This window comes from Peterkaempfera podocarpi (genome assembly GCF_042466665.1).
In the GTDB taxonomy this organism is placed as follows: domain Bacteria; phylum Actinomycetota; class Actinomycetes; order Streptomycetales; family Streptomycetaceae; genus Peterkaempfera; species Peterkaempfera podocarpi.
Genome location: NZ_CP162102.1, coordinates 6197931 through 6210040 on the forward strand (window position 1 = coordinate 6197931; position 12110 = coordinate 6210040).

Here is a 12110-nt window from a genome sequence, read left to right on the forward strand (position 1 = left end):
CTGCCCCGCCGAGCCCTCGGACGACCGATGGCGCTGCCGGAGCTGGCTAGCATCGGCAGCCATGCGCCTTGCACCTCGCACCAATCGCCGCATCCTGCTGCCCGTCGCGGTCGTGGCGGCCCTGGCGGCGGCCGCCTCAGGGGCGGCGGCACTCCTGCCGGACTCGTCCGCCGCGAAGTCCGCCGCAGCGGCGGCCGACGGCCTGCCGCACACCGCGGTCGAGGTGTCGCCCGGGGCCTGCGGGCACGGCTGGGACCGCCCGAGCGCCGGACGGCAGGTGTTCGACCTGCGGAACACCTCCTCCGATCCGGCGGAGGTCTATCTGACCGACACCTCCACCGGCGCTCTGCTCGGTGAGGTCGAAGGGCTGGCGCCGGGTGTGCAGCGCCCGCTGCAGGTGGTGCTGGGGCGCGGCAGCTACGCCTTCCGCTGCCTGCCGGAGGACGCCGACGCGGTGACCGGCCCCACCGTGCGGATCACCGCGGGCCCCGCGACCGGCGGCCCCGCCGTGCTGCCGGTGACCGAGCACGACCTGATCCCGCCCACCCTGGAGTACCAGAAGTGGATCGGCCAGGGCCTCGGCGCGCTGGTCGGCAAGGTCGACGCGCTGCGCGACGCCGTCGACAGCGGGGACCTCCCGGCGGCCCGGACCGCCTGGCTGACGGCACATCTCGGCTACTCCCGGCTGGGTGCCGCCTACGATGCGTTCGGCGATCTCGGCGACGCGGTGGACGGGCTCGCCGACGGACAGCCCGACGGGGTGAAGGACCAGGGCTTCACCGGCTTCCACCGGATCGAGTACGGCCTGTGGCACCACCAGAGCGCGGACCAGCTGCGTGCCCCCGCACAGCAGCTGGCGGAGGACGTCCGCAAGCTCCGCGACCAGTGGGCGGACGCCCGGATGGAGCCGGCGGACCTCGGGCTGCGCGCCCATGAGATCACCGAGGACACCGTCACCTTCGAGCTGACCGGGCACAACGACTACGGCAGCGGCTCCTCCCTGGCCACGGCCCGGGCCCAACTCGACGGCACCGCCGAGGTGCTGGACCGGCTGCGCCCGCTGCTGGAGCCCCGGGACCCCGAACTGCCCGGGATCGACCAGTGGCTGGCCCGCAGCCGGAGCGACCTGGACGCCCTGGGGCACGACGGATCCTGGCCGGCGCCAGACAAGCTGACCGACAATCAGCGCGAGCGCATCAATGCGGACTTCGGGGGACTGGTGGAACGGCTGGCCGGTGTGGCTGCCGTGTGCGACGTGAGGAGGACCTCGTGAACGGGTCGGAGGGAGTCGGCCGCCGGTCGTTCCTGCGCCGGGCGATGGCGGCCGGTGTGAGCGGCGCGGCCGCCGGAGCGGTGGGGCTGCGGATGGCGGAGGCCGCCGCGGAGCCGGACGGGGCGGCCGCGGGGACGGCCCCGGTGGTGCCCTTCCACGGAGCCCACCAGGCCGGCATCCTCACCCCCTCGCAGCGGAGTGCGGCGTTCACCGCCTTCGATGTGACCGCACGCGACCGCAGTGAACTGGCCGAACTGCTGCGGATTCTTACCGAACGGCTGCGCTTCCTGACCGCCGGCGGCTCCCCGCTGCCCGCGGGTATCGGGGAGCCGCCCTCCGACTCCGGCGTGCTGGGCCCGGTTGTGCCGGCCGACCGGCTCACCGGGACGGTGGCGGTGGGCGCCTCGCTGTTCGACGACCGGTACGGCCTGTCGGGGCTGCGACCGCGACGGCTGCGCACCATGGACGTCTTCCCGGACGACGCCCCCGAGGACGCCTGGTGCCACGGCGACCTGATGCTCCAGCTGTGCGCGGAGAACCCCGACACGGTGCTGCACGCTCTGCGGGACATCGCCCGGCACACCCGGGGTCTGATGCAGGTCCGATGGCGGATGGACGGCTTTGTCTCGCCGCCCCGTCCCGGCGGCAGCCCCCGCAATCTGCTGGGGTTCAAGGACGGCACGGCCAACCCCGACATCCGGGACTCCCGTCTGATGGACCGGCTGATCTGGGTGGAACCCGGCGCGGGCGAGCCCGACTGGGCGGTCGGCGGCAGTTACCAGGTGGTGCGGCTGATCCGGATGCTGGTGGAGTTCTGGGACCGGGTGTCGGTCAATGAGCAGGAGCGGATGATCGGCCGGGCCCGGGACACCGGTGCCCCGCTGGACGGTTCGGCGGAGTTCGACGCGCCCAGGTACGCGCAGGACCCCAAGGGCGATGTCGTCCCGCTGGACTCCCATATGCGGCTCGCCAATCCGCGTACCCCGGCCGACGCGGCCACCCGGCTGCTGCGGCGCGGCTACAACTACGACCAGGGGCTGCTCTCCAACGGGGACCTGGACATGGGGCTGGTCTTCTGCTGCTTCCAGCAGGACCTGGACCGGCAGTTCGTCACGGTGCAGAAGCGCCTTGCGGGTGAGCCGATGACGGACTACATCAAGCCGTACGGCGGCGGCTACTTCTTCGCACTGCCAGGGGTGCGGGGTCCGGCGGACCGGCTGGGCAGCGCGCTGCTGGCCTGATCGGAGGGCTTTTCACCAAGAGGAGGCAAAGAACATGGTGGATCTTCTGACCCTGTGTTCACCCTGGTGCCTTCCACTGCCCTCATCCCGGTCGTAGGACCCCGACATGCTCACCCGCAGTCCGTCAGTGAAGCCAGGAAGGTCAAAGATGGTCAGCAGGAGATCCCTCAGCGAGCAGGTCCGGAAGGGAACCCGTCGGACCGGTGCGCTAGCCGCCGCGGCGGCACTGGTGGCGCTCGGCGCGGCGGGCCCCGCCTCGGCGGCACCCCAGCACGGAGGCCACGGAGCTCCGGCGCACGGAGACACCCGCACCGCAACTCCGATCAAGCACGTCGTCGTCCTCTACGACGAGAACGTCTCCTTCGACCACTACTTCGGGACCTACCCGATGGCGGCGAACACCGACGGCACCCCGTTCCACGCCTCGTCCCGCACCCCGCGGTCGGCCGACACCCTGAGCTCCGCGGGCCTGCTCAAGACGAACCCCAACCAGTACACGCCCAAGCGGCTGGCCTCCGACCAGGCGGTGACCTGCGACCAGAACCACAACTACGGTGCTGAGCAGCTCGCCTACAACGGTGGCAAGGCCGACAGCTTCGTCCAGTACACCGACTCCGGCAAGTGCTCCGGCGGCCTCTTCGGCGAGCCCGGCCTGGTGATGGACTACTACGACGGCAACACCGTCACCGCCCTGTGGAACTACGCCCAGAACTACACGCTGAGCGACAGCTCCTACAGCTCCACCTACGGGCCCTCCACCCCGGGTGCGCTCAACCTCATCGCCGGTCAGACCCACGGCGTCGTCTCGGTCGACCCCACCACCGGCACCGAGCACCCCAAGCAGACCGCCACCCCGGACGCCTACACGGTCGCCACCCCCGACGCCCACGGCGTCGGCACGGTCATCAACGACCCGGACCCGGCCTACGACGACTGCTCGGACAAGGACCACACCAGCACCAACGCGCTGGCCTCGCTCCAGGGCAAGAACATCGGCGACCTGCTCAACGCCAAGGGCGTCAGCTGGGGCTGGTTCCAGGGCGGCTTCCGTCCGAGCACCGCCTGGGACGGGCAGCAGGGTGACTACGCCAAGTGCGGCGGCTCCACCCACGCCAACGTCGCGGGTGCCGCCTCGGTCGACTACAGCCCGCACCACTCGCCGTTCCAGTACTTCAAGTCGACCTCCAACCCGCACCACCTGGCTCCGGCCTCGGTTGAAGAGATCGGCCACAACGGGCGGGCCAACCACAACTACGACCTGACCGACTTCGACGCGGCGCTCGCCGACGGCAACCTCCCCGCCGTCTCGTTCCTCAAGGCCGCCGAGTACCAGGACGGGCACGCCGCCTACTCCGACCCGATCGACGAGCAGCACTTCCTGGTCTCCGAGATCAACAAGATCCAGCAGTCGCCGGAGTGGAAGGACACCGCGGTCGTCGTCGCCTACGACGACTCCGACGGCTGGTACGACCACGTCTACGCGCCGCTGAAGAGCGGCTCCAAGGACAGCACCCTGGCCTCCAACGGCAAGGCCAACGACTCGGCGGCCTGCCAGGCCGGCCCCGCGGCCAAGGGCGGCTACCAGGACCGCTGCGGCCCCGGCCCGCGCCAGCCGCTGCTGGTCATCTCGCCCTACGCCAAGGTCAACCACATCGACCACACGCCCACCGAGCAGGCCTCCATCACCTCCTTCATCGAGGAGAACTGGGGCACCGGCCGGATCGGTGACTCCTCCTTCGACACCCGGGCCGGAACGCTGGCGAACGCCTTCGACTTCCGCCACCCGGACAAGAAGCAGGTGCTGCTGAACCAGGACGGCTCGGTCAAGTCCGTGCGTCCGATCCCCAGCCACCCCCAGCGCCCCGCGCGGGTGGAGCTGAAGAACGCCGACACCGTGGCCGCCGCCTCCGACAGCCCCTCCGCGGTGCTGCCGGCGGCGATCGGCGGAGCGGCCGTGGTGGCCGCCGGCGGCGGCTGGCTGCTGAGCCGCCGGATGCGCCGGTCCCACGGCGCCGTCTGATCACGGCTGACGAACAGCAGGAGGGGCGGCCCCGCGGGGCCGCCCCTCCGTCGTACCAGGGCCGGTGCGTCCGGCCGGTGTCAGGGCTTGCGGGCCAGGCCGGCCACGATCAGCTGCTCCCAGAGGGTGGCGTCGCGGGTCTCGGAGCCGAACCGGCTGCTGCCCTCCGCCGGATCGGGCCGCCAGTCCCGGCAGGTGACCACACCGGGGTCGAGGATCTCCAGGCCGTCGAAGAGGGCGCTGATCTCCCCGGTGGTGCGCCAGCGCCCCCGGCCGAAGGTCTCCTGGAGCGTGCGCTCGGCCTCCACGGTCTCCGGGTTCTCGCCGGAGCGGAAGTGCGAGATGAAGAAGTGGCTGCCCGGCGCCACCTGGTCGCGCCAGTAGCGGACGATCGCGCCCGGGTCCTCGTCGTCGTTGACATGGTGCAGGACGGCGGAGAGGATCACGCCGACCGGCTGGTCGAAGTCGATCAGGGCACGGGTGTCCTGGTGCCTGCGGATGGCCTCGGGATCGCGGACGTCGGCCTGGACGACGCAGGTGCGCTCGTCCTCCTCCAGCAGCGCCCGGCCGTGCGCCAGCACGATGGGGTCGCTGTCCACGTACACCACCCTGGTCTGCGGGGCACTCCGCTGGGCGACCTGGTGCACATTGTCCGCGGTGGGCAGACCGCTGCCCATGTCGATGAACTGGCGTACCCCGGCGGTGAGCGAGATCTCCCGCACCGCCCGGGTCAGTGCCGCGCGGTTGGTGTGGGCGATCGCCACGGAACCGGGCAGGTTCACCATGAAGTGGTCCCCGATGACCCGGTCGGCGGCGAAGTTGTCCTTGCCGCCCAGGAGGTAGTCGTAGACACGGGCGATGCTCGGTTTGCTCTGGTCCACCTCGGAGGCGTGCTCGGCCATGCCAACCATCCTGTCCTGACGCGTTGTCGCCTGGGTCACATGGTAGGAGAGGACTGATCGTCAGGGACAGCTTCCAGCAGACTGCCTGACAATGACGCGGCCAGTGCGGGGAGGGCATCGGCGGCGCCGGGCCGGCCGTAGAGCCAGCCCTGGGCGGTGTCGCAGCCCAGCGCCCGCAGCCGGTCCGCCTGGTCCGCGGTCTCCACACCCTCCGCGGTGACGGTGAGGCCCAGTGCCCTGGCGAGGGAGACCAGGGCGGTGAGGATCTTCTCAGCGGTGGGGTCGGGCTCCCCGGCGGCGGCCAGGTCGCCGATCAGCGAGCGGTCGATCTTGAGGGTGTCGACGGGCAGCCGGTGCAGATGGGAGAAGTTGGAGTAGCCGGTGCCGAAGTCGTCCAGGGCGATGGCGACCCCGTGGTCGGTGAGCCGCCGCAGTGCGTGCAGTGCCTGGTCGTCCGCGCCGATCAGGGCGTTCTCGGTGACCTCCAGGCAGAGCGCCTGCGGCTCCAGCTCGGCCTCCTTGAGGATGCGCAGTACATCGTGCACCAGCTCCGGGCAACGCGCCTGCTGCGGCGCCAGATTGACGTTGATCCGCAGCGGCACCCCCGGCAGCTCCCGCTGCCAGGCCCGGGCCTGCGCGCAGGCGGTCTCCAGCACCCAGCGGCCGAGCGGCACGATCAGCCCGGTCTGCTCCGCCAGCGGGACGAAGGCGTCGGGGCCCAGGGTGCCGTGCTGCGGGTGGCGCCACCGCACCAGAGCCTCCGCGCCCACCACCGAGCCGTTCGCCAGCGAGACCAGGGGCTGGTACTCCAGGAAGAACTCGCCGCGTTCCAGGGCCGTCGGCAGATGGGTGCAGAGCGTGGAGCGGGCGATCTCCCGGGCATGGCTGTCCGCGTCGTACAGCGCCCAGCGCTGCGTCCCCTGGCCCTTGGCGCGCAGCAGCGCGATGTCGGCCGCCTGCACCACCTCGGCGGGCTGCAGTGCGTCGGCGGAGCAGGCCAGCACGCCCGCGCTGACGGTGACCGAGAGCCTGCGGCCGCCGGCGTCGACCGGGGTGGCCAGACAGTCGATCAGCCGCTCGGCGAGGTCGGTCATCTCCTCCTCGCCGGCCGGGTCGAGCACCAGCACGGTGAACTCGTCGCCGCCCATCCGGGCGACCGTCCGGCCGGGGTCGTCCAGGCAGCGCCGGAAGCGCTCGGCGACGGCGCCGAGCAGCTCGTCGCCGGCGTGGTGGCCGAGGCTGTCGTTGACGGCCTTGAAGCCGTCCAGGTCGAGGTAGCAGACACCGACCGTGCGCACCGGGGAGCCGGGGGCCAGGGCGCGGCCGAGCCGCTCCAGGAAGAGCGCCCGGTTGGGCAGGCCGGTGAGCGGGTCGTGGGTGGCGGCGTGGTGCAGCCGGTCGTGCAGCATCCGCCGCTCGGTGATGTCCTCCAGCATGGCCACCTGGTACTGCGGGCAGCCCTGCTCGTCGCGGATCAGGGAGACCGTCAGATCGGTCCAGACGACGGAGCCGTCCTGCCGGAAGTAGGGCTTCTCCACCCGGAAGTGGTCCCGCTCCCCGCGTACCGAGTCCTGGTAGAGCTCCCACACGCCGTCGGCGTCGTCGGGGTGGACGAAGTCGGTGACATTCAGCCGGCGGAGGTCCTCGGGGCTGGCCGCCAGCATCTGGGCCAGTGCGTCGTTGACATCGATGATGCGGCCCTGCAGATCGGCGATGCTGATGCCGATCGCCGCCCCCCGGAAGAGCGCCTGGAACCGGGCCTCACTGGCGCGCAGCGCGTGCTCCGCGCGGGTCCGGGCGGTCAGCGCCGCCCGGGAGATGGCCTCCTGCTCGCCCAGTGCGCGCTCCCGCAGCTCCCGGGCGTATCCGGCGGCCAGATGGTGCTGCAGCCGGGTCAGCCGGCTGCGGGCGGTTCCGGGCTCGCCGGTGAGGTCGGCCGGGCAGTACAGCAGCAGATAGGACTCGATGACGTCCAGGGTCTGCGCCAGCGCCTGCGGATCGGTGCAGTGCGCGCGCACCAGGGCGGCGCCGATCTCCCGGGCGGGCCAGGGATGGAACGGCCGGCCCGCCAGCAGGGCGTGCAGCCGGGCGGCCAACGGCTCCAGATAGGACTGGAGTTCGGCGCGGCTGAGCGAGGTCGTGGAGACCGGGTAGACGGCGCGGCACCAGACGGCGGCGAAGCGGTCCAGAGCCTCGCAGGGACCCCGCGCGGCGGCGGGGTCCCCCTGGGCGGCGATACCGGTCACGGCTTGCGTCCCACTCCCACATAGCCGCTGAACCGGGCCGGGTCGTCGCCTGCGGCATGGGCGTTGTCGCCCCACTCGCCGAGCATCAGCACACCCGGCTCCGGGACGAAGCCCTCGAAGAAGCGCTCCACCTGCTCCCGGGTCCGCATGGTGAAGGGGGTGCCGACCCCGCTGTACAGCCGCTCTATCCGGGCGGCCTCCTCGGGGCGGCCGTCCTGGGTGGCGTGCGAGAGCACCAGCAGGCTGCCCGGGGCCAGCGCGTCGCGCAGCTCGGCGACCAGCCCGTACGGCTCGGCGCTCTCCGGGATGAAGTGCATCACCGCGACCAGCAGCAGGGCCACCGGCCGGTTCAGGTCGAGCAGGCCGTCGGCCTCCACCCGGGCCAGGATCTCCTTGGGGCGCAGCAGGTCCGCCTCGACGACGGAGGCCTGCGGGACGTCCGAGAGCAGCGCCTGGCTGTGGGCGACGGCCACCGGGTCGTGGTCGACATAGACCACCCGGCAGCCGGGGTCGGCCTCCAGGGAGACCTCGTGCACATTGCCGAAGGTGGGCACGCCAGAGCCGATGTCCAGGAACTGGGTGACCCCGGCGGCTGCGGCCTGGCGTACGGCGTCCCTGATGAAGGCCCGGTTGGCCTGGGCGATCTTCGGCAGGTCCGGCAGGATCTCGACCGCCTTGCGGCCGGCCACGCGGTCGACCTCGAAGTTGTGCGATCCGCCGAGGAAGAAGTCATAGATCCGGGCGGCACTGGCCTTCTCCAGATCGATCCCCTGCGGTGCCCACGTCGGACGGTCCACTGACGCCCCTCCAGATCACTGTGCTGTCAGGGCTGTTACCGCCCCCGCTGCCGACCGCACGCTACCCCGAACATCCCTGCGACACCCCCACAACCGGAATCCTACCCCCGAATTTGGCGCGAACATGCCGTGTCATGGGGCGTTCCCGGGTTCTGGCCGCCCATGCATCGGCGCAGCGCAATCACCCGATCTGGCGCCATGTCGGACTTCCCCTCCCGTGGCCGGCCCGGCGCCGCCTAGCGTCCAGGGTGATCGCTGGTCCCTCGCACAAGAGTTGAGGTGCGGATGTCGCAGCCCTTCCGGCTTCCGAAGTTCTACGAGCCCTACCCGGCCCGGCTCAGCCCCCATCTGGAGTCCGCCCGGTCCCACTCCAAGGCGTGGGCCCGGGAGATGGAGATGATCGAGGGCTCCGGCGTCTGGGACGAACGCGACTTCGACTCGCACGACTACGCGCTGCTGTGCGCCTACACCCATCCCGACACGCCCGCCGCCGAACTGGCGCTGGTCACCGACTGGTACGTGTGGGTCTTCTTCTTCGACGACCACTTCCTGGAGTGCTTCAAGCGCACCCCGGACATGGCCGGGGCCCGGGCCTACCTCGACCGGCTGCCCGCCTTCATGCCCGTGGAGCCGGGCGCGGTGGTGCCGCAGCCCCGCAACGCGGTGGAGCGCGGTCTGGCCGACCTGTGGGCCCGTACGGTGCCCGCCATGTCGCAGGGCTGGCGCGCCCGCTTCGCCGAGGCGACCCGCAACCTGCTGGAGGAGTCCCTCTGGGAGCTCTCCAACATCAACGACGGCCGGGTCGCCAACCCCCTGGAGTACATCGAGATGCGCCGCAAGGTCGGCGGTGCCCCCTGGTCGGCCGGACTGGTCGAGTACGCCGCCGGCGCCGAGGTCCCCGCCGAGGTCGCGGACTCCCGGCCGCTGCGGGTGCTCAGGGACGCCTTCTCCGACGGTGTCCATCTGCGCAACGACCTCTTCTCCTACCAGCGGGAGATCGAGGACGAGGGGGAGCTCTCCAACGGCGTCCTGGTCTTCGAGCGGTTCCTCGGCTGCACCACCCAGCAGGCAGCGGACGCGGTCAACGACCTGATCACCTCACGGCTCCAGCAGTTCGAGCACACCGCCCTCACCGAACTGCCCCCGCTCTTCGCCGAGCACGGTCTGGATCCGGCCGCCTGCGCCGACGTCCTGGCCTATGTCAAGGGACTCCAGGACTGGCAGTCCGGCGGCCATGAGTGGCACATGCGCTCCAGCCGCTACATGAACGGCCAGGCCGAGCAGGCGACCCCCTTCCTCAGCGGCCCGCTCGGGCTCGGCACCTCCGCGGCCCGGATCGCCGCATCGCTGGCGGCCACCATGCCGCAGCGGCTCAGAAGCCACAGCCATCGCCCGCAGGCCGTCGGGCCGATCGCCGTCCCCGACCTCCACATGCCGTACACCGTCCGGCTCAGCCCGCACCTGGACGGCGCCCGCGAGCGCATCGTGGAGTGGGCGCACCGGACGGGGATCCTCACCGCCGTACCCGGGGTGCCGGGCTCCGGCGTCTGGGACGAGGGCCGGCTGCGCGCCGCCGACCTGGCCCTGTGCTCGGCCGGCATCCACCCGGACGCCTCCCCGGAGGCGCTGGACCTCAGCACGGGCTGGCTCACCTGGGGCACCTATGCGGACGACTACTACCCCGCCGTCTACGGGCGCACCCTCGACCTGGCCGGGGCCCGGCTCTGCAATGCCCGGCTCAGCGCCTTCATGCCGGTGGACACCGATCTGATGCCCGTCCCTGCCAACGGTCTGGAGCGCGGCCTGGCGGACCTGTGGACCCGTACCGCCGGGCCGATGGCCCCGGACGCCCGCAGGCGTTTCCGCACCGCCGTCGAGCAGATGACGGAGAGCTGGCTCTGGGAGCTGGCCAACCAGGCGGAGCGCCGTGTCCCCGACCCGGTGGACTACATCGAGATGCGCCGTGCCACCTTCGGGACGGACCTCACCATGAGCCTCGCCCGGCTCTCCCACGGCCGGACGCTGCCGCCCGGGATCCACCGCACCCGCCCGATGCAGTCCCTTGAGCGGGCGGCCTCGGACTACGCGGCCCTGGTCAACGACCTGTACTCGTACCAGAAGGAGATCCAGTTCGAGGGTGAGATCCACAATGCGGTGCTGGTGGTGCAGGACTTCTTCGACTGCGGCCTCCCCGAGGCCCTCGGTGTGGTCGTCGATCTGACGGCCTCCCGGATGCGGGAGTTCCAGCATCTCGTCGATGTGGAACTGCCCGCGCTGGCGGAGGAGTTCGGCCTCGACGAGGAGGGCCGCGCCGCGCTGGCCGGACATGTGGTGGAACTGCAGGACTGGATGAGCGGGATCCTCGCCTGGCACCGGCAGTGCGACCGCTACCGCGAGTCCGAGCTGCGGCGCCCGGTCGGCCTGCCCCAGGGCGTCCCCCGCCGTCCCGTCGGCCTTGGCACCGCCGCCTCCCGCCTCCCCCGCACCGCCGCACTGACCGGCCCGTAGCAGGCCCCCCGCGCGGCCGCGGGCCGCAGCCGCGGGCAGCCGCCCGCCATGGGCGGTGGACGACCGTGCACGGGGGACTTCTGCCTCGGCAGGGTCCCCCGCAGCGGGGTGCGCCCGTCCGTGCGGCGTCGCTCCCGGCCCCTTGCGGGGGCGCCGCGGTTAGGGTGTCACGCGTGATCGGTTCGGCAGTCGGCGGCTCTCAGCTGCTGCCCGTGACACCCGCCCTCGGCGTGGCCACCGCGGTGCTGCTGGCGGCCGCGACGGCCGCCGCCGGATGGGGGCGGCTCGGGTACGGCCGTGCGGTGCTGAGAGCCGGGCTGCGGGCGCTGCTGCAGCTGGCTGCGGTCTCCGCCGTGATCGCCTGGGTGGTCCGCTCGCTGCCGCTGTCGCTGCTCTTTGTGCTGCTGATGTTCGCGGTGGCGGTCCGCACCGCGGGCCGGCGGATGACCGCGGGACCGGAGTGGCCGTGGGCGGCGCTCCCGATCGCGGCCGGGGTGGTCCCGTCCCTGGTGCTGCTGGTCGTCTCCGGCCTGCTGCCGTTGAAGGGCATCACCCTGATCCCGGTGGCCGGCATCCTGATCGGCGGCGCGCTCACCGCCACCTCGCTGTCGGGCAGGCGTGCGCTGGACGAGCTGGCCCAGCGCCGCGGCGAGGTGGAGGCGGCGCTCTCGCTGGGTTTCCCGGACCGCGACGCCCGGCTGGAGATCTGCCGCACCGCCGCAGCCACCTCACTGGTCCCGGCGCTCGACCAGACCCGCACAGTGGGCCTGGTGACCCTGCCCGGGGCGTTTGTGGGACTGCTGCTGGGCGGCGCGTCCCCGGTGGTGGCCGGCGCGGTTCAGCTCTTCGTCCTGGTGGCACTGCTGGCGGTGGAGTCCGTCGCGGTGCTGGTGGTGCTGGAGCTGGTCGGGCGGGGGCTGGTGGTGCGCGGCGCGGAGCACGGGCGGCAGGTCCGGTAGACTGGGTGCTGATCGAAGGGGAGTAGCCCTCCACCGGACCGTCGACATACTGGCTGACCGCTCAGCGGAAGGCCCGGCGCCCGGGGCATCGCACACGGTGCCGGCGAGACCTTCGGCCGCAGTGCTGTTGCCATGCGCTGCCGTGCCGAAGCGACCCCGCAGAT

At 72.1% G+C, this 12110-nt stretch carries 8 protein-coding genes; 5 read left to right on the forward strand and 3 right to left on the reverse strand.

Features of this window, described 5'->3' with window-relative positions:
- Positions 1 to 61: 61 nt before the first annotated feature.
- From AB0761_RS27180 to AB0761_RS27190, 3 genes are all read left to right on the forward strand, one after another.
- The gene (locus AB0761_RS27180) at positions 62 to 1273 is read left to right on the forward strand and encodes an EfeM/EfeO family lipoprotein (protein WP_377271755.1); all 1212 of its coding nucleotides are present in this window, start codon (positions 62 to 64) and stop codon (positions 1271 to 1273) included.
- A complete protein-coding gene (gene efeB, locus AB0761_RS27185; protein WP_377271756.1) occupies positions 1270 to 2514 on the forward strand; it encodes an iron uptake transporter deferrochelatase/peroxidase subunit in 1245 nt (414 codons plus the stop codon). The genes AB0761_RS27180 and efeB overlap by 4 nt, the downstream gene beginning before the upstream one ends.
- Before the next feature lie 148 nt (positions 2515 to 2662).
- Positions 2663 to 4534, forward strand: coding sequence for a phospholipase C (locus AB0761_RS27190; protein ID WP_377271757.1), 1872 nt, complete (start codon positions 2663 to 2665; stop codon positions 4532 to 4534).
- An 80-nt stretch (positions 4535 to 4614) separates the two neighbouring features.
- On the opposite strand, the gene AB0761_RS27195 is transcribed toward AB0761_RS27190, so the two are convergent.
- The 3 genes from AB0761_RS27195 to AB0761_RS27205 are packed head-to-tail and all read right to left on the reverse strand — an operon-like array spanning position 4615 to position 8479.
- The gene (locus AB0761_RS27195; RefSeq protein WP_377271758.1) at positions 4615 to 5436 is read right to left on the reverse strand and encodes an SAM-dependent methyltransferase; all 822 of its coding nucleotides are present in this window, start codon (positions 5434 to 5436) and stop codon (positions 4615 to 4617) included.
- Between the two features lie 35 nt (positions 5437 to 5471).
- Positions 5472 to 7682, reverse strand: coding sequence for a putative bifunctional diguanylate cyclase/phosphodiesterase (locus AB0761_RS27200; RefSeq protein WP_377271759.1), 2211 nt, complete (start codon positions 7680 to 7682; stop codon positions 5472 to 5474).
- Positions 7679 to 8479, reverse strand: a complete 801-nt coding sequence (locus AB0761_RS27205) for an SAM-dependent methyltransferase (protein WP_377271760.1) — start codon at positions 8477 to 8479, stop codon at positions 7679 to 7681. Before AB0761_RS27205 ends, AB0761_RS27200 begins: the two co-directional genes overlap by 4 nt.
- A gap of 285 nt (positions 8480 to 8764) precedes the next feature.
- On the opposite strand from AB0761_RS27205, the gene AB0761_RS27210 reads away from it, so the two are divergent.
- Together AB0761_RS27210 and AB0761_RS27215 are read left to right on the forward strand one after the other, a co-directional pair.
- Positions 8765 to 10987, forward strand: coding sequence for a family 2 encapsulin nanocompartment cargo protein terpene cyclase (locus tag AB0761_RS27210; RefSeq protein WP_377271761.1), 2223 nt, complete (start codon positions 8765 to 8767; stop codon positions 10985 to 10987).
- Between the two features lie 173 nt (positions 10988 to 11160).
- On the forward strand, positions 11161 to 11946 hold the full coding sequence (locus tag AB0761_RS27215; protein WP_377271762.1) for an ABC transporter permease: 786 nt from the start codon (positions 11161 to 11163) through the stop codon (positions 11944 to 11946).
- Positions 11947 to 12110: the final 164 nt, after the last annotated feature.